We start from the raw sequence: 20,317 nt of genomic DNA on the forward strand, positions 1-20,317 counted from the left end.
GACTCGCCCTGATTTTAATTCCACGCAAAAGAACAATTACTTAGCGGCTGAGTAGCCAGGGCCCTTGGTGAAGAACTCGCGATTGATTTCGATAGCAGGGGTAAGGTCAACAACCTCGCCGGCATGCAATACTTTGGTCGCTTCCAGATGCACTGGATCACCATCATGATTGACACCATCGTAAACCTGGTCAAATCCCGGGGTGCCTACCGGCATAGAAAGACGCTGTCCTTCTTTGGCTTTGAACTGTGAAGGCACTTCATCTTCAGGGAAAATGGCTTCCCATGGACATTCCGGCACGCACGCCCCGCAATCAATGCAGGTATCGGGGTCAATGTAGTACCAGGGCCATTCATCTACAGGCTGCCCGGGAACAATGCACTCAACCGGACAAACAGTGGCACAGCCCCCATCCCGGAGGCACAGGCTGGTGATTACGTGAGTCATGGCTTCCTCCTTTGGTTTATGGAAATCGCAGAAACTTACTTTCCATTATACCGTTTTTCTGCTTCTTCCCAATTCACCAAATTCCACCAATTGCTCAGGTATTCTGCACGGCGATTCTGGTACTTCAGGTAGTAGGCATGTTCCCAGACATCAACACCAATGATGGGGTACAAACCTTCCGCCAACGGGGTATCCTGATTCGGGGTAGAGTGAATGACCAGTGTGCCATCGGCTTTTTTGCTCAGCCATGCCCAACCAGAACCAAAGCGTCCCAACCCGGCTTTTTCCAATTGCTCTTTGAAGGAGGCAAAGGAACCAAAGGTCTTTTCAATGGCTCTGGCTAAATTGCCCACCGGTTCCCCCCCCCGATTGGGTCCCATGATAGCCCAGTAGATATTGTGGTTGAAGACACCACCCCCATTGTTGCGAACAGTCATGCGGATCTCCTCAGGGATTTCATCCAGATGGCTGAGAATTTTCTCGAGGGGCCACTCAAAAAACTGTGGGGCTTTCTCCAGCGCAGTATTGAGGTTGTTGAGATAGGTCATGTGATGCTTGCTGTAGTGCAATTCCACCGTTCGAGCGTCAATATACGGCTCAAGAGCATCATATGCATAAGGAAGAGGGGGAAGTTCGAATGCCATTTTATCCTCCGTAATATATAATGGGTCAAATTCGAAAACGTAAATCAGGGAAGAACCCTGAAAACCGACTGCTGTAATTCTAATAAAAAAGATGAGGTTTGTCAAAATAAAACCATGACTTCTCTCCACAAACCTTTTACAGAATTCCGTCTGCCTCCTTATCTGGTGCTGGTGATTGGGGTTTTCTGCGTTTCAACAGCTTCGATTTTGATTCGGCTGGTTCAAAACGAAGCGAGTGCGCTCACCATCGCAGCATATCGAATGGTTTTATCGGTGTTAATTCTCTTTCCGCTTGCCTGGCAAAAAAGAGAAGAATGGCTATCCCTCCCCCACTCCTCTTTGAAATTCATTGGCTTAGGTGGGATATTTCTGGCTTTGCACTTTGCCTTTTGGATTTCCTCCCTGAGATTTACATCGGTCACCAGTTCTGTGGTACTGGTTACCACCACCCCGTTATGGGTTGCTCTGGTCTCCCCGCTTGTCCTTAAGGAGCACCCCAGCGCCAGAACCTGGGCAGGTCTGACCATTGGAATCACGGGCGGGGTGATCGTCAGCCTGGCTCAGGGTTGTACATGGCAAGCCTGGGCTCTTTCCTGCCCAGATTTCGCCTCCTTCTTTCAAGGGAAAGCCTTCCTTGGAAACATCATGGCTTTAATCGGTGCATGGATGGCATCGGGATATATGGTGGTAGGCAGAAAAGTCCGCGCTGGATTGTCCCTCATCAGTTACGTGTTTATGGTATATGCTGTCTCTGCCTTTGTCTTGTTAATCTTCGCTATCCTCGCGCAGGAAAAAATTCTTGGTTTTTCTCCACTCACGTATGTTTATCTGCTTGGGTTGGCAATCATTCCTCAATTGCTTGGGCATAGTTCTTATAATTATGCCTTGGGCTACCTCCCGGCAGCTTTTGTCGCCTTAACCATCCTGTTAGAACCCATTGGAGCCTCCCTGCTTGCCATGGCAATCCTGCGAGAGTTTCCCAATACACTGGAAATTCTGGGCGGGTTGATCATTCTTCTGGGAGTGGGATTGACTTCTCTACCTGCAAAAAAATAAGCGCCTTCCGGCGCTTATTCGCTTCTATGTCCACTTCTTGACCACTTTGGGAGGTTTCATATGTTCGGGAAGCCGCCCATAGAGGTAGTTTATTTCCTTGATTCGATTCTTCAGCCCATCATCCAGCATAAAGGCCTCATAGCGCCATCCCCAGTTGCCTGCAGGACGTCCCGGATAATTCATCCGCGCTTCAGGACCTAACTTCAAGAAATCCTGCAAGGGAGCAATGGCAAACATCGCCACGCTACTCCAAACCGCGCGAATCATATCCCAGGCAATATCTTCGCCTGAGCGGGCCAGATAGCGGCGAACAAAATCCCGCTCTTTTTCCGGGGCACTGTTATACCACCCAATTGCCGTATCGTTGTCATGAGTGCCGGTATATGCCACACAGTTTTGCACGTAATTGTGCGGCAGGAAAGGATCATCTGCATCCGAAGCAAAAGCAAACTGGAAAATTTTCATTCCCGGCAAGCCCAGTTGTTCACGCAGTTCAATGACATCGGGAGTGATTTCTCCCAAATCTTCGGCGATAATCGGCAACCCACCCAACGCATTGCGAATGGCTTCAAACAAGGCAATTCCCGGTCCGGGAACCCACCTGCCCTTTTCTGCCGTAGGCATGCCATAAGGCACTTCCCAGTACCCGGCAAAGCCGCGGAAATGATCCAGACGGACGATATCCACCATGGCAAAGGTGGCTTTCAGGCGCTCAAGCCACCAGGCAAAGCCCGTCTCGCGGTGATAATCCCAGCGATATAGAGGATTGCCCCACAATTGCCCCGTAGCAGAGAAATAATCCGGAGGAACGCCGGCAACAACGGTAGGCTTACCGGTTTCATCCAGATAGAACAAGTCTGGATGAGACCATACATCCGCGCTGTCGTATGCCACAAAAATCGGGACATCGCCAATGATTTGAACACCCTTTTCATGAGCGTACTGACGCAGTGCCTGCCACTGACGGAAAAAGAGGAATTGGCGGAACGAATGGCGCTCCACATCCACCTCATGGGCGCGATGAAAAGCATTGAGGGCTTCAGGGTCACGTTTCCGTAACGGTTCAGGCCAGTAATCCCAGGAAGCTCCACCATGGGCTTCCTTAATCGCCATGAATAGGCTGAAATCCAGCAACCAGGCACGTTGCTCTTCCTTGAAAGCCTCAAAAGCGGCTTTGCGTTTCTGGGAAGTCGAACGCTTGAAACGCACATAGGCGCGATCCAGGAGGGTCAATTTCCATTGAATGACGGGGCCGTAATCTACCCGGCTTGCCGGAAATTCAGGACGATCGGCAAGGTCTTCACTGGTCAACAAACCTTCATCCAGCAACAAAGCGGGGCTGACCAGATAAGGGTTACCCGCAAACGCAGAGAAGCACTGATAAGGCGAATCTCCAAATCCGGTGGGTCCCAAAGGCAATATTTGCCACAGGGAACAGCCTGACTCGGCGAGAAAATTCACCCAGCGGTAGGCTTCGGGGCCCAAATCACCAATTCCATCGGGACCTGGGAGGCTGGTAGGATGTAAAAGAATTCCAGAGGCACGCTTAAAGAGGCTCATGACCTTCTCCTCAAAAAAATCGGTGTAATTATAACCATAAAAGCCGATAAAGGCGATAGTACTCCTGCGCTGAACGGCTCCAGGAAAAATCCTGTTGCATGGCATTCCGCTGACGCATTTCCCACCCTGTAGAGTCTTCATAGGCTACTATGGCACGCCGTAGGGCCTCCGCAAGCGCCTCGGGGGTGGCTTCGTTGAACAAAAAGCCAGTACTCATCGAGGGATCAGGCAAATCGGAAATGGTATCTCTTAACCCACCGGTAGCTCTTGCTACAGGAATACACCCATACCGCATGGCAATCAATTGTGCCAAGCCACAGGGTTCATACCGCGAAGGCATGAGAAGCATGTCAGCGCCGGCATAAATTTGATGAGAAAGTCTCAGGTCAAACTTAATGACTACGCGCACCCTCTCCGGAAATTCTCTCTCCAGATTTCTGGCGCTTTCTTCCAGAACCGGGTCACCGCTTCCCAGCAGAACTGCCTGCCAGGGTTGCTCTGCCATCATCCGCAAAGCCCCAATTGCCAGATCAATCCCCTTCTGCCGATCAAATCGCCCAATCAGTCCCAACAAGGGGGCTTCCTCTTCAGGAACCAAACCCAATTGATCCAGCAAGGCTTGCTTGTTAGGCAAACGGTCTCGCGGATTTTCCGCCGAAAATTTTCGCAGGATAAATGAATCCTCTTGAGGGTTCCAGATTTGAGTATCCAGTCCGTTCAGGATACCAAACAGGGTTGAGGAACGAGAACGCAGGAAATCTTCCAAACCACAACCAAACTCTGAGGTCAGCATTTCACGGCTATAGGTAGGCGAAACCGTGCTGAGAAAATCCGCTGTCGATAATGCCATGGGTAACGGGAGAGACTTTCCCCACCAGGGCAGGCGGATATCCTCACTCGGCGGGATGGCATATTCGGGCAACACTTTTTCCGCGCCTGCCCCCATGTACGGAAGATTGTGAATGGTGAAGAGGCTCTTGATCCCCCGGTAAAAGTCGTCCTGATCGCGACGTCTGGCAAGTTCATACACCGCAATGGCGGTGTGCCAGTCGTGAGCATGCAATACATGTGGCTTCCAACCCAGGGCTTGGATCATTTCCAGCACAGCCAGCGAGAAGAATATATACTTGTCAGCATCCTGAGCAGAGTCCAGGCTGTAAACCGTGGAGGCTCTGGAAATTGGCTCCCCATCAATCAGATAGACCGGGTATCCGGCAATTTCCGAAAGATAAATCCGCGCTTCCACAGTACCCTCTCGCTTAGGCACCTGAACCACAACCAGAGGCTCTTGAGCGGCTACCTCACGCGCAATAACCGGGTGAAACGGCAAAACCAGACGGACATCCAGGGAATTTCCTTCAAGGACGTCCTTGGGAAGTTTAAGCAGGGCTTTCGGGAGAGAGCCGGCTACATCGCCTAACCCCCCAACCTTGACGTAAGGTTCTGCCTCAGCCGAAACCATCAAGACACGAAATGGTTGTGCCATTTTCCACCCCTTTCCTGAAATCATTTGAGCATGTCAATGTAATCCACACTGACAGGTTCGCCCTTTCCACCGCTTAAAGCCGAGAGCAGTTCTACCGCCAGCGCGGTCTTCTTCTGAGCATCCGCACGGCTCCACGTACGCGACTTAATTTCCAGAAACTTGCCCAATTCCGGTTGAGAAACGGTATCCAGATTGACAAAAAACTCGGTGTCTTTATAGTGAATCAGGAAACGCAAACGGTCCTTCTGAATCTCAACCTCACGCACTGGTTTGAAATACTCCCGGTAGAACCTCAAGGTATGAGTTGCCGGAGCAAGGTAACGGCTGCGGGAAAGCATAACCGATTGTTCATGATGTTCATGAGTACCGATTAAAGTGAGCCTGGTGCGCACATTGGTGACATTCCCCCTATCATCAATAAATTCATCCTCGCGATAACGCAAAATGCCCTGCTGAGCATCACTGAAGAAGAAATAGGTATCATATTCCCGATAATGTCGTTTTCTTTCAATCTGGATAGAGGGATGCTTCAGTGCCTTAAGAATGGAGTCCAGGTCCTCCACCTTTACTTTGGCTTGAATCTCGAAGGATTCTTCCTCCATGGCTCCACCAATCGCGATGAGTTTCGACAACACTGACTGTTCACGGCGCATCAGGAAAATATCAATCTGACGGGCGTATTCCTGCCCGGCTTTGAGCAATTCCTCTTCCTGCAAGGTGAGCAACTGACGATCACGCATTAACCAGCGCCCGTTGACCATTACATCGGTGACATCGGTGGATTTTGCGGCATAGACCAGTTGGGAATAAACCCCATTGGGATCGCGGGTAAAGCGAGGGGAGTTGTGCAAAGGTGAGAGATCCACCAGAATTAAATCGGCGCGCTTTCCCGGTTCCAGCGAGCCAATCCACTCGCTCATGTGCATAGCCTGGGCGCCCAAGCGAGTTGCCATCAGCAAGGCCGTTTGCGCAGGCAGGGCTGTAGGATCTCCAGTAGAGACCTTAGCCAAAAACGCCGCCAGACGGATTTCCTCAAACATGTCCAGGTCGTTATTGGAAGCAGGGCCATCGGTTCCAATGCCAACGTTCAAACCGACTTCCAGCATTTTTTGCACCGGGGCTACTCCCGAGGCAAGTTTCAGGTTTGAAGAGGGGTTATGGGCTACACCCGCCCGAGCATGGTAGAGGGTGCGCATTTCGCCTTCATCAATGTGGACGCAGTGTGCCGCCAGGACTTTGGCTTCAAATAAGCCCTGTTTTTTAACATACGGGATGACCGGCATGCCCTCATCACGACGCATGTTCTCGACTTCCTGAGCCGTTTCGCTCAGGTGGGTATGAAGTGGAACATCATACTCCGCCGCCAGTTGGGCGGAGGCGCGCAGAATTTCATCGGTACAGGTGTAGGGAGCGTGTGGAGCAACTGCAGGTACGATTAAAGGATGCCCTTTCCAGCGCTCGATAAACTCCCGAGCGGCTGCCAGCGATTCCTCGTAAGAACCGGCATCGGGGCTGGGGAATTTCAACACCGTTTGCCCGCAGAGGGCGCGCATCCCTGCTTCGGTGGCGGCTTTGGCTACATCTTCCTCAAAATAATACATATCGGCAAAGGTTGTCACGCCACTGCGAATCATCTCGGCACAGGCGATTTTTGTCCCCAACCGCACAAAATCCGGTGAAACAAACTCACGCTCCACCGGCATCATGTACCCCAACAGCCAGACATCCAAGCGCAAATCGTCTGCCAAACCGCGCAACAACGTCATAGGGACATGGGTGTGAGCATTAACCAATCCAGGCATGAGCACTTTTCCCTGACAATCCATCGTTTGCTCAGCCTGGTACTTCTCCACCAGTTCCCTGCTTCCACCAACTGCTACGATATGATCACCCTGAACGGCCACTGCGCCATCGGGAATCTGACGCAATTCCTGATCCATGGTGAGTACAAATGCATTGGTCAAGAGTAAATCCACTTTTTCCATCAATTTATCCTTTCTGGGAAAGATGCCTGCGTACAAGATCCAGGGCTGTGTTCCCCGCCCAGGTTTTGACCAGCGCTGGGGCGCCACCAAATTTCCGCAATCCTGTTTGACGCCCTTGAGGGGAAACAATTTCCCACCGCAGAGAAAACGAATCGAAATCTCGGGAAAGACAAACCCCTAAAAACACCTGCGCCTCATCCGTCTTCTCCGGGACGAGAGGCGAGCCTTCTTCTGCAATTGTCTCTGCCCGGCACGTAGAAACATCAGCGAGAGAAGGATGCCTTAACCGCGCACACAACTCTCCTTCCAATCCCACTTCAACAACCAGCAACTTCCATCCCAGACGGCTTAACTGCCCGGCGATAACGGTTTCCAGGGTGTCTGCATCTGCGCCAAAAATTGCCTCTCCACAACGCTGGCGCACGAGCGCTTCCATGTCGGCAATCATACTGGCGGCATTTTCGGGCGTCTCGGCTTTGGCTGTAATGCGAATATCGCATTGCCCAGGATGTGCCAGTAAACCTACTGTGGGGTTGGATGAGGTTTCCAGATCCCCGATCCACTCATCAATTTGCGATTCCCCCACCCCAGCCGTATGGAGCACACGAACTTGAATGACCCCGTGAAGATGAAAACGCTCTTTAAGATAAGGCACAACTGCATGCTGGAACAGATACTCCATCTCGCGGGGAACACCGGGCAAACAAATGATACAGGCTTCTGAAGTCTCACCGATGAAAGCAGGGGCAGTACCAACTGGATTAGGTATGGGGATAGCCCCTTGGGGGATAAACGCCTGACGTCGGTTGTTTTCAGAAGGCTGGCGACCGTATCTCTGAAAACGTTCCTGGATTTGCTGCCACAATTCAGGATGAAATTCCAGTTTAACCCCCAAAGCACGGGCAACCGCCTGCCGGGTAGGATCATCCACGGTTGGTCCTAATCCGCCGGTTGTCAGGACAATTTGTGAACGCCCCAATGCCTCTTTGAGAACGCCGGCAATGCGTTCTTCGTTATCCCCCACGGTTGTCGTACGATATAAATCTACGCCTAAATTCCGCAACTCGCGCGCCAGAAAGCGGGTATTTGTGTCCAGGATTTCCCCAAGGAGAAGTTCCGTACCAATGGTAACAATCTCTGCAACAGGCATAGGTTCCCTTTTGTTTTTCCTATTGTAGTGTATGCTACAACGCTTCGCAAGTTCAACATCCGCTGAACCTGTGCACATCTTTATCTCCTGTGATATACTCATTTAGTGAGTATGAGCCGTCGAAAAGCCAGCGAAAGTTCTCCGGAATATCCCTTACTGGGATTTTTATACTTTCAGCCTCTTCATGGATATGACCTCCATAAGAGACTGGAAAGCACATTGGGAGAAGTCTGGACTCTGCCTCAAAATCAGGTGTACAACATTTTGAAACGCCTGGAATGTCAGGGATACATTACACCGATTTCAGGGGAGAGCGAAAGTCATACTCCCAATAAGCAAGTTTTTACCCTCACCCCCGCAGGAAAACACCATTTTGAAACCTGGTTAATGACCCCTACACCAGGAAGTTCCAAAGCGCTTCGGATGGAATTCATCTGCCGATTGTTTTTTGCCACCCAAATTTCAGAAGATTTGTACTCCCGGCTGATTCAAGAGCAATACCATGAAATCCATCGCTCCGTTGAATACCTGAAAAAGAAAATGGAAGCCTGTCCGGCAGAACAGGTTTTCAATCGCATGGGACTGGATTTGCGCATTCGCCAGTTAATTGCGACTCTGGAGTGGCTTGAAACCTTTCACCAGATTTGTGAGGAGCAATTGACATGAGCAGCCTGCCTGCAACCAAAGCCATCACCGTACCGGAAGCCGAGAGAACCTCTACCATCTGGTCAAGATGGTATCAGCAATTATGGAAACTACTTGCCCTGCCCCTTCTGCTGTTCTTTGTTTTACCCATCGGAACAATCTTTGTACGCTTAAGCCCTGAGGATGTCTGGAAAGTTTTGCAAGCCCCTCAGGCGCTTCAAGCCCTTTCTCTAAGCCTGATTACGGCGACAGTGACTACTGCGATTACATCCATTGCCGGCACTCCTCTGGCTTACCTGATTTACCGCCGACGTTCCCCTTTCACGCGCTTTATAGAAACACTCATCGAACTACCTTCGGTGCTTCCCCCTTCTGTAGCAGGGGTAGCCCTTTTATTGACCTTTGGACGCAACGGCTGGTTAGGACAATCTCTCTCGGTGATGGGTATTCAGATTCCCTTTACCCCACTCGCTGTGGTGCTGGCACAATTGTTCATCGCCTCGCCTCTGTATGTAAAATCGGCGGCTTTAGGATTTGCCAGCATTGATTGCGAAGTCCGCAAAGCTGCCGCGCTGGATGGGGCAAATCGCTGGCAAATTCTGCGCTATATTGTCATTCCTCTCTCGTGGCAAGCCATTGTCAGCGGGCTAATCCTGACCTGGGCAAGAGCCATTGGGGAATTTGGGGCTACCATTCTATTTGCCGGTAATCTGCCGGGACGTACCCAAACCATGCCCATTGCTATCTATATTGGCTTCGAAACCAGTTTGGAACTGGCTCTGACCCTATCAGCCATCCTTGTCCTGATTTCTTTTGGCATTCTAATACTGCTCAAGACCTTTTTACATGCCTCAAACTCTGAATAAGAATAAAAGGATTACTTTTCATGGAAGCCTTACTTGCTCTCGTCGTCGCCATCCCCATTGGAGTGCTGGGCGGTTTGATTGGACTTGGTGGGGCAGAATTTCGTCTGCCCGTTCTGGTAGGGATTTTCAAGCGCTCGGCACGAGATGCTGTACCGATTAACCTCGCCATCAGTCTGATCACTCTTCTCTCTTCCCTGATTATTCGATTAAGAGTTTTGCACGACTTTCCTTATGTATCCCTTTTGGTACCTGTTGGTGGACTTATTTTTGGGGGAATGGTGTTTGCTTTTATTGGTGCAGGATGGATCAGCCAGATTCCCGTTCATCGTTTAGAGGCATTAATCCGCTATTTCCTAATCATGATTGGAATCCTCTTGTTAATAGAAGGATTATTTTCTCTTCCTGTAGGCCATCTCCTGCGGTATTCACTCTGGTTGCAGGGCATTGTTGGAATCATTTGCGGAGCAATGATTGGCATTGTCAGCAGCACCCTGGGAGTGGCGGGCGGTGAATTAATCATTCCGACTCTCATTTTTATCTATGGGATAGACGTCAAACTGGCTGGAACTGCCAGCCTGATGATCAGTTTACCCACAGTGGCCACCGGCATTTTCCGTTACTTCCGCAAAGGATTGTATCGGGAACGCAAAGAATGGACAACGATGATTGCCCCCATGGGAGCCGGTTCGGTTGCTGGAGCCATCCTGGGGGGCATTTTGATGGGAATGATTCCCGGGCAATGGCTTAAGGTTATTCTGGGATTGGTGCTGATCATCTCTGCCTTACGGATGTTCGTGAATCATCACCAATCCCAGAATAAAACCGCCGGGAAAGTCTGAAAATAGGTAGGGATTAGAACAACCACCCCCCAAAAATCACCCAGGCAACACCTAAAGCAAGTAAGGTGTTAAAGAGAGTAATTATCAGAAAGGCTATAATAGGCCGGGTGCCCATAGCGTTAAGTTCTTTAAGTGAAAAATCCATTCCCATGCCCACGAAGGCAAAGGTGAAGAACCAGTTTTTCAGGGCGTCAATGGCTGTTCCTTTGCCGCCGTCAATCCAACCCAGTGAGTAAAGCACGGATGCCACCACAAACCCAAGCACAAATTTAGGAAAGCGATCCCAGATAAGACGTGGGCTGGGCTTTGTGCCCTCACCGGCTTGTTTGCGCGCAAAGTATACTGCCAGCAGGAAGGCTACCAGCCCAATCAGCGTGTTTTGAGTGGATTTCACAATCGAGGCAATCTTTTGGGCTTCCTCGCCAAAAATGGTGCCAGCCCCTACCACTGCCGCCGTGGTATCAATGTTGCCGCCAAACCAGGCACCGGCAACCGCTTGAGGTAAATGCAAGGCTTGCGCAATCAGCGGAGAAATCACCATCATGGGGAGAGCCACCAGGATCACCAGCGTAGCCACGTAAGTGACCTGTTCTTTTTTCGCCTGCACGGAACCAGCCGCCGCAATAGCAGCAGACACACCGCATATAGACACAGCAGACGAAAGGACCGCGCGCAGTTTTTCATCCAACCCAAACTTTCCAGTAATCCACCACGAGAACATGAAGACAGAGGTGATCATGATCAGGGTTTGGATGATGGCTCCTCCGGCAGCGTGAAGGATGATCTTCAGATCAATACCCGCCCCCAGAAGAATCAAACCAACCTTCAAAAAAAGTTCGGTACGAATGCCAGACTTGACCTCTTCAAACTTTCCCAGTTTTCTGAGAAAAAAACCACCCAGCAAGCCCACCAGGGCTGCCCACATGGGGTACTCCAGAGCTTTACCGGGAATTTGAAAAGGCAGGGTCATGGGGTAAATCCAGCGAGTAAGGCGCCAAGCCACCCACCCGAGAAGAAAGGTAACAAGCAAGCCCATTACAGGATAAAGAAAATGCTGTTTCTTTTCCATCCCTTCACCTCTCTAGAAAACGATAGGCAAACCCTGTTTGCCAATCCACCCCAGCACAGAGAGCAGAATCAAACCAAAAGCAATCACGACTGACAACCAGTCTTCATTTTGAAGAAAAGAGAATTTTTGAGATTTCATACCTCACTCCTCTCTTGATCCTACCGGGGATTATAGTCTCTCTAATGGAACAAAAACATTCTGTGATTCTCTGTGTAAGGAATCTGCAAAGCACAGAATCCATGTACAATAAAAATTCACGCCCATATCCACCTCCTTTTCAGGCACATTGTTCAAGACAAATCATATGTCCATCCAAAAAGAGTTTTTTCCTGAAAAAACCCGAATAAACTCACTTAAGCAGGTGCTTATCGGTGGTAAAATTATTCTAAATATTGAATATGATTTGAAGACCATTCCGAAAAACAGGAGATTTCTATGTTAAACATTAAAATCCTCGGTTCTGGATGCGCCAATTGCAAACGCCTTGAAGCCCTGGCACGAAAAGTAGTTGGAGAGTTGGGCTTGGAAGCCGAATTTGAGAAAGTAACCGACATGAATGAAATCATGAAATGGCCCATTCTTTCTACGCCAGGGCTGGTTGTTAATGGCAAAGTGGTTTCATATGGAAGAATCCCCAGCGAGGCAGAAATTGCTGGCTGGTTGAAATCGGCTTCTTAATCCGTCAGAGTAGATTGTTCTACTCTTTTTTATTGGCTTAATACATTCAAAATAACGAATATAAAAACGGAGAAAAGATGGGGTCAATCCTGAGTTACCTTTCCACATTGCTCTGGTCTGGATGGACAAGCCTACTGGATTATCTTGCCGCGCACGTCCTTCTTTGCCTCGTTCCAGCCTTTTTCATCGCCGGATTCATGAGTTCCATGATTCCCAAAGAAGCCATTACCCGCTTTCTGGGACCCCGGGCATCCAAATGGGTAAGTTACCCCATTTCTGCCATTGGTGGTTTCATTCTCGCGGTTTGTTCCTGCACCATTTTGCCGCTATTTGCAGGGATCTGGAAACGAGGCGCGGGATTGGGCCCAGCCATCACCTTCCTGTTCGTTGGACCTGCCATAAATATCCTGGCTCTCTCTTACACGGGAGCCGCCATTGGGTTTGACATTGCCGCCTCACGGTTAATTCTCTCGATTGGGTTCGGAATCCTCATCGGGGTAATCATGGCATGGGTGTTCCGGAAAGAGGAACGTGCCCGTGCCGTTGAAATGCAGGAAAATGGCGTTTTTGACCAGACTGCTCGGGTAAAACCCTCTATTTGGGTGATGTTTGCGCTGCTGGTGGGCATCCTGATTGTGGGGACTTTACAGATAAACGTCTTAACACGTGTGTACGCTCGAATTGAATTGCCGTTCGAATGGTCAAACCTCTTGGGACAAGGATTAGCCTCGTTGAGTCTGACATTTCAGGGCGGGGTATTGATCCTCTTGCTGATGGTTATTGGGGTCACCTCCTGGAAAGGCTTTGAGAATATCTTCGAGGGTTTCAACCGATGGACTTATGCCGCACTACTCCTGATTGGGTTGACCATTCTCATCGCCGCGCCAAAAGAAGAGGTGGATTCGCTCATCATCGGCATTAATGGCCGCCTGATTGGTGAAATCCTGCTTCTTGCTGGTGTCATTTTTGTTGCCCGCCGGTACTTTACCAAGGATGAATTAACCGGTTGGATTTGGGAAACGTGGAAGTTTGTCAAACAAATTTTCCCGCTCTTAATCGTAGGCGTGTTTGTTGCAGGAATGGCAAAAGTCATCATTCCAGAAACCTGGGTACGGACAATTGCCGGTCAAAATACTCTGCTGGCGAATACGGTTGGGGTGCTGTTTGGTGTCTTCATGTACTTTCCCACCCTGGTTGAAGTCCCCGTGGCAAAGATGTTCCTGGATTTAGGCATGGCGCGTGGTCCGCTTCTGGCATATCTGCTGGCGGACCCGGAACTGTCTTTACAGTCTATCCTGGTGCTGAATGAAGTCATGGGGAAAAAGAAAACCGCCGTATATGTGTCTTTAGTGGCTGTGTTGAGTACTCTGGCAGGATATCTGTTTGGGGTTTTCATCGCACACTTCTCTTAAGGAATATCTGCCAGAACACATTCTTTCACCCTGCCAGCACAGAAAAACTCCCTTTCTCAGAATTTGAGTAAGGGAGTTTTAATGCGTTTCTCTTTTATTGTATAATCCACCTATAAAAAGCGCTCCATGAAGATCACTTTCCAGAAAGGCAAGACTGTGAACCTTCTCAAAAAGATCAAAAGTTACCCAAGATTGGGGGTTGTGCTTTTAGCCTTCGTCGCCTTTGTGGCATTAGGTTTACCGGATGGCTTGCTGGGCGTCGGCTGGCCCTCCATTCGCAACAGTTTTTCCATTCCCCTGGATGCAATCGGGATGCTTTTAACCGCTTCCGTCGCCGGGTACATGGCATCCAGTTTCATGAGCGGTGTCATGCTCTCCCGACTGGGAGTGGGTAAAGTCCTGGCGCTCAGTTGCTTTCTCACCGGTTTAGCCCTGATCGGCTACACACTCGTCCCGCAATGGTGGATGATGGTACTTTTAGGCATCGTTGCCGGGCTGGGAGCCGGCGCCATTGACGCCGGGTTGAACACCTATGTCGCCGCGCACTTTGGCGAGGGCTTAATGCAATGGCTGCACGCCAGTTGGGGCGTGGGCATCACCATTGGACCCATCATCATGACTCTGGGGCTGAGTTCCCTTGAGACCTGGCGATTCGGCTACTGGGTAGTGGGAGGCTTTCAGATAGCCCTGGCAATCGGGTTTACCCTCACCCTGCCCATGTGGAATCAGGGGCATGTTCGGTTTCCAGCCCACGAAAATGCTCAGCCTGAAAAGAAACTCACTGACTATCAAACTCCCCTGTCAGAAACCCTGCGCAAGCCCTGCGTATGGCTGAGCGTCTTGTTGTTTTTCCTGTACGTGGGGGCAGAAAGTTCGCTGGGAACATGGACCTATACCCTGCTGACCGAATCGCGCGGGGTGGATAAAACTCTGGCGGGGTTCTTCGCCGGAAGTTACTGGTTCACCTTTACCATTGGGCGCATCCTTGCGGGACTGGTTGCTCACCGCGTGGGCATTAACAAACTGGTACTGGGTGGTTTAACCGGAGCATTACTCGGGGCAGGACTGTTGATCTGGAATCCGGCTGAAATTGCCAATGTCATCGCCGTTGGGTTGATTGGCATTTCGATTGCGCCTATTTTCCCTGCCATGATGTCCGGCACCCGCATCCGCGTGGGCGACAAATATGCCGCCAACACCATTGGCTTGCAGATGGCGGCAACAGGCTTTGGCACGGCGGTAATTCCCTCCACCATGGGCGTGCTGGCGCGCCATATTTCCCTGGAAGTGATTCCGGTGTACCTGCTGGCAGTGTATGTCAGTTTGCTGGGAGTTTACCTGCTGGCGATCAGACCTGAAAGGGCACCCTCCAAAGGGAAAGTACAGCCCTTAGCCCAAATTGACTCAGGAAAATAAAATCGACTCAAATCCTCAACCAACCGTCTGGTTTGTTATCTCGGCAAACCAGACGATTATTTTAAATAGACGCATTAAGACATTTTTTAAAAACCTGAAGTTTCAATGGGGTGGAAAAACTGATTAAAAAGAAAGTCGCGGGGAGTGGATTCGAACCACTGACCTCCGGGTTATGAGGATTAAAGCCCCCAGACTTTTACAGGTGAGGCACGCTGATGTACACCATTTATATCTGTTTGAGCAATTGCCAGGTATCTACGAACCATATCCAAGGTTTCATGCCCTAAAATTGCTTGCAGTGTAAAAACGTCTCCACCGTTTCTCAAGAAATTTATTGCGAAAGTATGTCGGAATCGGTGAGGATGAGCATCGTTTACACCAGCCCGGTCGCCAATTCGCCGAATAATCAATCTGAGTGCGTCTCGGCTAAGAACATTCCCTTGCTCTGTTTTGAATACATATTTCTCAATGTCTTTTTGTTCTCCTATATAGTCGCACAGCGCAGAGCGGGTTGTTTCTGAAATCGGCACCAAGCGATCCTTTGAGCCTTTTCCGTGAATATAAATTCCGTGTGGTTTAATGTCTTTTACCTTTATTCCACATAATTCAGATGCTCTGATCCCGGTATCTAACAGCAATAAAATGATTGCCCTATCTCGCACACCGGTCTTCAAGCGATTACGACAAGCACGTTTTCCCGGACGAGTGTATTCCTTTGAGGCATCGGTAGATGCAAGCATATTCATAATTTGATCACGGGTGAAAGGGAGAATAGGGCGCTTTTCAGGTTTGGGGGGCTTGATCTGGCGAATAATATGAACTGTGCAATATCCCATTTCAACCGCCCATGTCCAGAGAGAAGAAAGAGCTGTGTAAATGTTTTTGACTCTTTTTTTTGACAAATCGAGTGATGCCAAATAATGGGCAATTGTCTTTCGTTCAATATGATCTATGTCAAAATCACCAATTTCCCTATTAAATCGCCGCAGGACGGTTTCATAATCCAGTAAAGTCCAACGGCTCAGACGCTGAGCTCGCTTAAACTCCAAAAACTCGTCAATGCAATAAGACAGCAAAGGCATATTTCCAACCTCCATGACTGGTATGATGTTTGTTGTTGTTTTGGTTTGGTAGAGATTGGATTTTGCCATTTTCCACCCTTCAAAATGTCATCACATTCGCCAGTAATTTGCTATACTTATTTCCAGGTAAAAAAATCCAGCCCCGCCGGTGGCTTCGGCGAGGCTGGAAAGGCAACGCGGTTGCGGCGCGTTGCGGCAAAATGAGCATAGCAAACTTTTGCCGCCCGCGCAAGCACCCCGAACGGGGTGCAGGTTGACCGAAATGCGTGGGCGGATTCATTCACTCCATTTTGTGGTGAATTCTCCCCGGGCTTCTGAATTGTTCTGAAAATTAAACAAACTTCGCGCATTCTCGGGAAAAAGTTTGATATGGCCACAAACAACGTCCAAAAACTCATCGAATCCTTTTCTCCTCAGCAATTGACAACATTTTTGCGACAAAAAGCCCCAAGTTTTCGGCCAATTTCCGAGAACCTTACCAATTACCTCAATCGGGATGATGCTTTCGATCAAGCCGTGAAAATGGGTGTGATCGAATTACCCCACTCGCAAACCGTTTTGGTGGGGGCTGTTCACGTCTCAGACGAACTTACTGCCCGCTCCAGCAAACGTAAGCAGTATGAACTGGTTAAACGCATTCTCAAGGATAGCAACCATAATGCTGCCATCTTTGCCTTTTATGATCGTGCAGGGCGCTTCCGTCTCTCTCTGGTAACTGTTTCCTATCACGGCACGCGCCGCCAGTTCAGCACTTTCCGCCGATACACCTTCTTCGTTGACCCAGCTCTGCCCAACAAGACCTTTGTTCAACAGATGAGCAGGGCAAGCTTCGACAAACTCGAAAGCATTCTGCAAACCTTCTCCCTCGAAGCGGTATCTGACGAGTTTTATAAAGAATTTGAGAGCAAATTCAATGAAATTGCGGAAAAAGTGCAGGGAACAGAGGACAAAGACCTCGCAAAGGACTTCGCCCTTCTTTTCACCATTCGCACCATCTTCATAGGATTTGTACAAAAGAAAGGCTGGTTGGGGGACAATCCGCGTTTTCTGCAGGATTTCTGGTCGGAATATCAAAGTACCGGTGCAAGCAATACTTTCTACAAAGAATGGCTGGAGCCGCTCTTTTTCGAGGCGCTGAACTCTTCTCCAGGACAAAAGGTCTCTTATGGACATGCACCGTTTTCTCAGAAGACGCAGGATATTCTGCAAATGGCGCCCTATCTGAACGGTGAACTGTTCAAGCGCAAACGGGGAGTAGATGATCAGGGTTTGTGGCTTCCGGATGAGGTGATTGGGGTGTTCTTTGATTTTCTCTTTGAGTACAACTTTACCGTTGAAGAAAACGAACTTTACGACGAAGAACTCGAACTCAATCCTGAGTTCCTGGGCATCATCTTCGAGCGCATTACCAACAAAGAACAGGGCGCGGTCTATACGCCGCGGGTTGAAGTGGACCTGATGTGCCGCCTGGCGCTGGTCAAATGGCTGGAACAAACCACCTCTATCCAAAAAGAAAATCTTTATCACCTCTTCTTCTGCGAAGCCGGAACCGGGCAGGAATTCGATGAGTACCAGCGGCAGGGCGATTTCTCCCCTGCAGAAATCCGCACCCTGATCAAACAATTGGAATCAGTCACCGTTTGTGATCCAGCCGCCGGTTCTGGAGCGTTTGAGGTTGGCATGTTACAGGTGCTCGACCAGGTACTCGAAAACCTGTACAGCCGTAACAACACTCCCGCTGATCTGAAAGCCCAAGCACCATCTGCTTTCGAGCGCAAGAAAGCCATCATTGCCAATTCGCTGTACGGCGTGGAGGTCAAACGCTGGGCAGTCTGGATTAACCACCTGCGTCTCTGGCTGACGCTGTTTGTGGATATGCCGGATAAATTCAAGGATTCCCAAACTCCCTTATTGCCTAACCTGACCTTTAAGGTGCGCACCGGTGACTCGCTGGTACAGCGCATTGGGAGTAAAACCTTCCCGGTCCACGGGCATGCCAGTTTACCGCCCGCCATCAAACGTCAGATTACCGAGTTGAAGAAAAAGAAGCGTGACTTCTTCTATAACCAGAGCAACGATTACCGTCCCATTGAGCAGGAAGAACTGAGCGTCTTTCGCGCCATCCTGGACGCGGAAATTGAGTCCCGAAAGGCAGAAATCCGCAAACTCCTGGCTCCTAAACCTCAACAGAATGCTTTATTCGAGATCAAACCCACACAACAAGAGTTGGATCTGGCACAAGCCACCAAAGCACAGCGGGAAGCCCTGGAAGCCGAGATCGCTGAACTGGAAGCCCAAAAACGCAACTTAAAAGACGAACGCCCGTTCATCTGGGCCATTGAATTTGCCGAGATTTTCTTTGACCAGGGCGGTTTTGATATCATCATCGGCAACCCGCCCTATGTGCGCCAGGAAAGCATCAGCGATCCGAATGGGCGGCTGAATCCCAAAGACTACAAAGCGGCGCTGGAAGAAATGGTGCGCCTGGATTTTCCGGAGTACTTTGCCAAATCGAAAGTGCAGTTAAACGAATTCAAGAAGAACCGCAAACCCGACGGGCGCTCCGACCTGTACACCTACTTTTATATTCGCTCTCTGCGGTTGCTCAATCCGCAGGGGGTGCACGTCTTCATCTGTTCCAATTCCTGGCTGGATGTAGGCTATGGAGGCTGGCTGCAGGAATTCTTCCTGCGCAGAGCCCCGCTCTACCTGGTGATTGACAACCATGCCAAACGTTCGTTTGAGCGCGCCGATGTGAACACCATCATCAGCGTAGCCGGGGCGCCGGAGCGCGGGGTACCCTCTGAGCATGCAGTGCGCTTCGTGGCGTTCAAACGCCCCTTTGAAGAAGCGGCGCTCTCTGACAACTTCATCGCAATTGAGCGCGCCCTTGATATTACCCGCACCGAAGACTACCGCGTGGTGCCGCTCAGCGCGGCGGAACTTCTGCGCGAAGGCTCAGAGGGCGGGCAAACGGAAGCGCAAGACGCCAAGCAATATGAAGGCGATAAGTGGGGAGGTAAGTATCTACGTGCTCCAGAAATATATTTCACCATTCTGGAGAAAGGCAAGGGGAAACTTGTGCGTTTGGGAGAGATTGCTGACGTACGTTTTGGCATCAAGACAGGAGCAAACGAGTTTTTCTATCTGACCCCCTTAGGACCGGGTTCCCGTCCGGGGTTGTTACGTGTACGGAATGATGCTGGTTGGGAAGGGGAAATAGAAGAAGAATTTTTGAAGCCTGTAATAAAGAGTCCTCGGGAGTGTAAAGGTGTGATTATTAATCGGGATGATTTACATTATCTGGTTTTCTTATGCAACAAAAGTAAGTCGGAGTTATTAGGGACAAAAGCTTTAGAATATATCAAATGGGGCGAAGAAAGCGAAGTAGAGATAAAACAAGGTAGAGACGAAGGGAAAAAAGTAAGAGGTTACCATAATATTTCAACATTAGAAGGTAGAAAACGATGGTGGAATTTAGGATATTGGGAACCATCAATAGGTATTCTGCCTGCAAGTCATAATGATTCATACAGGTTTTTTTGGAATATAGCAAATGTTTTACCGGACAAACGTTTGTATTTGCTGTATTCCAGTCCAAATGTTCTAAGCTTTATGAATTCCACAATTTATCAACTGTTGCTAGAAGTAGAATCCCGGACCGGGTTAGGTGAGGGATTACTAGACCTAACAGTCTATGAATATGCTTCATCAAAGGTGTTATTGGTGGATGATGCTCAAAAATTTCTGTTCAATCGTCCTGTTTTCAACATATTCCAAGAATGTGGCATCAATCCTGCTACGAGTGTTCCAATAAGTATGCAAGATCCCAGTCCATTACCTGACCGTGTTGCACTTGACAGCATCTTTTTTGAATCTTTAGGACTAAATGAAGAGGAACGCAAGGAAGTGTACCGCGCCGTCTGTCAACTGGTATGGGAGCGTATCAGCAAAGCCAAAAGTGTGTAAACCCATCAACTGG

The 20,317-nt window shown here is 49.6% G+C and carries 18 protein-coding genes; 8 read left to right on the forward strand and 10 right to left on the reverse strand.

Features of this window, described 5'->3' with window-relative positions; translation table 11 throughout:
* Positions 1-36 precede the first annotated feature (36 nt).
* Positions 37-447 (reverse strand): 4Fe-4S dicluster domain-containing protein, encoded by a 411-nt coding sequence (locus ANT_RS17100; protein WP_013560496.1) that lies wholly within the window; start codon positions 445-447, stop codon positions 37-39.
* A 35-nt stretch (positions 448-482) separates the two neighbouring features.
* Positions 483-1,091, reverse strand: coding sequence for a superoxide dismutase (locus ANT_RS10505; RefSeq protein ID WP_013560497.1), 609 nt, complete (start codon positions 1,089-1,091; stop codon positions 483-485).
* A gap of 114 nt (positions 1,092-1,205) precedes the next feature.
* Between ANT_RS10505 and ANT_RS10510 the strand changes: the two genes are divergently transcribed.
* Positions 1,206-2,147: a DMT family transporter gene (locus ANT_RS10510; RefSeq protein ID WP_013560498.1), complete on the forward strand. Its 942-nt coding sequence runs from the start codon at positions 1,206-1,208 to the stop codon at positions 2,145-2,147.
* A gap of 24 nt (positions 2,148-2,171) precedes the next feature.
* Here ANT_RS10510 and malQ read toward each other — a convergent pair whose 3' ends face one another.
* From malQ to ANT_RS10530, 4 genes are read right to left on the reverse strand one after another with little or no spacing between them, the layout of a single operon-like run.
* Positions 2,172-3,848 carry a 4-alpha-glucanotransferase gene (gene malQ / locus ANT_RS10515; RefSeq protein ID WP_320408603.1) on the reverse strand — a complete coding sequence of 559 codons (1,677 nt, stop codon included), beginning with the start codon at positions 3,846-3,848 and terminating at the stop codon, positions 2,172-2,174.
* On the reverse strand, positions 3,736-5,193 hold the full coding sequence (locus ANT_RS10520) for a glycogen synthase (RefSeq protein WP_041454934.1): 1,458 nt from the start codon (positions 5,191-5,193) through the stop codon (positions 3,736-3,738). Before ANT_RS10520 ends, malQ begins: the two co-directional genes overlap by 113 nt.
* 20 nt (positions 5,194-5,213) lie before the next feature.
* On the reverse strand, positions 5,214-7,178 hold the full coding sequence (locus ANT_RS10525) for an amidohydrolase (RefSeq protein WP_013560501.1): 1,965 nt from the start codon (positions 7,176-7,178) through the stop codon (positions 5,214-5,216).
* Between the two features lie 4 nt (positions 7,179-7,182).
* Positions 7,183-8,328 carry a competence/damage-inducible protein A gene (locus ANT_RS10530; RefSeq protein ID WP_041454936.1) on the reverse strand — a complete coding sequence of 382 codons (1,146 nt, stop codon included), beginning with the start codon at positions 8,326-8,328 and terminating at the stop codon, positions 7,183-7,185.
* Positions 8,329-8,439: 111 nt separating this feature from the next.
* On the opposite strand from ANT_RS10530, the gene ANT_RS10535 reads away from it, so the two are divergent.
* From ANT_RS10535 to ANT_RS10545, 3 genes are read left to right on the forward strand one after another with little or no spacing between them, the layout of a single operon-like run.
* A complete protein-coding gene (locus ANT_RS10535; RefSeq protein ID WP_041454937.1) occupies positions 8,440-8,994 on the forward strand; it encodes a PadR family transcriptional regulator in 555 nt (184 codons plus the stop codon).
* Positions 8,991-9,839 (forward strand): ABC transporter permease, encoded by an 849-nt coding sequence (locus ANT_RS10540; RefSeq protein WP_013560504.1) that lies wholly within the window; start codon positions 8,991-8,993, stop codon positions 9,837-9,839. The genes ANT_RS10535 and ANT_RS10540 overlap by 4 nt, the downstream gene beginning before the upstream one ends.
* 20 nt (positions 9,840-9,859) lie before the next feature.
* Positions 9,860-10,678, forward strand: coding sequence for a sulfite exporter TauE/SafE family protein (locus ANT_RS10545; RefSeq protein ID WP_013560505.1), 819 nt, complete (start codon positions 9,860-9,862; stop codon positions 10,676-10,678).
* A gap of 13 nt (positions 10,679-10,691) precedes the next feature.
* Here ANT_RS10545 and ANT_RS10550 read toward each other — a convergent pair whose 3' ends face one another.
* Together ANT_RS10550 and ANT_RS18005 are read right to left on the reverse strand one after the other, a co-directional pair.
* A complete protein-coding gene (locus tag ANT_RS10550; protein WP_013560506.1) occupies positions 10,692-11,747 on the reverse strand; it encodes a YeiH family protein in 1,056 nt (351 codons plus the stop codon).
* Between the two features lie 12 nt (positions 11,748-11,759).
* Positions 11,760-11,885 (reverse strand): hypothetical protein, encoded by a 126-nt coding sequence (locus tag ANT_RS18005; RefSeq protein ID WP_013560507.1) that lies wholly within the window; start codon positions 11,883-11,885, stop codon positions 11,760-11,762.
* A 297-nt stretch (positions 11,886-12,182) separates the two neighbouring features.
* Between ANT_RS18005 and ANT_RS10555 the strand changes: the two genes are divergently transcribed.
* From ANT_RS10555 to ANT_RS10565, 3 genes are all read left to right on the forward strand, one after another.
* Positions 12,183-12,425: a thioredoxin family protein gene (locus ANT_RS10555; RefSeq protein WP_013560509.1), complete on the forward strand. Its 243-nt coding sequence runs from the start codon at positions 12,183-12,185 to the stop codon at positions 12,423-12,425.
* 77 nt (positions 12,426-12,502) lie between these two features.
* Positions 12,503-13,837: a permease gene (locus ANT_RS10560; RefSeq protein ID WP_013560510.1), complete on the forward strand. Its 1,335-nt coding sequence runs from the start codon at positions 12,503-12,505 to the stop codon at positions 13,835-13,837.
* Between the two features lie 126 nt (positions 13,838-13,963).
* A complete protein-coding gene (locus tag ANT_RS10565; protein WP_013560511.1) occupies positions 13,964-15,253 on the forward strand; it encodes an MFS transporter in 1,290 nt (429 codons plus the stop codon).
* 179 nt (positions 15,254-15,432) lie between these two features.
* Here ANT_RS10565 and ANT_RS16465 read toward each other — a convergent pair whose 3' ends face one another.
* Both ANT_RS16465 and ANT_RS17370 read right to left on the reverse strand, forming a co-directional pair.
* Complete coding sequence (locus ANT_RS16465) at positions 15,433-16,404, reverse strand: tyrosine-type recombinase/integrase (RefSeq protein WP_049784889.1); 972 nt, start codon at positions 16,402-16,404, stop codon at positions 15,433-15,435.
* A 47-nt stretch (positions 16,405-16,451) separates the two neighbouring features.
* Positions 16,452-16,733 (reverse strand): hypothetical protein, encoded by a 282-nt coding sequence (locus tag ANT_RS17370; RefSeq protein WP_155818109.1) that lies wholly within the window; start codon positions 16,731-16,733, stop codon positions 16,452-16,454.
* Between the two features lie 130 nt (positions 16,734-16,863).
* Here ANT_RS17370 and ANT_RS10575 point away from each other — a divergent pair, with 130 nt between their 5' ends.
* The gene (locus tag ANT_RS10575; protein ID WP_172634616.1) at positions 16,864-20,304 is read left to right on the forward strand and encodes an Eco57I restriction-modification methylase domain-containing protein; all 3,441 of its coding nucleotides are present in this window, start codon (positions 16,864-16,866) and stop codon (positions 20,302-20,304) included.
* Positions 20,305-20,317 lie beyond the last annotated feature (13 nt).

This window comes from Anaerolinea thermophila UNI-1 (genome assembly GCF_000199675.1).
Taxonomy (GTDB): Bacteria; Chloroflexota; Anaerolineae; order Anaerolineales; family Anaerolineaceae; genus Anaerolinea; species Anaerolinea thermophila.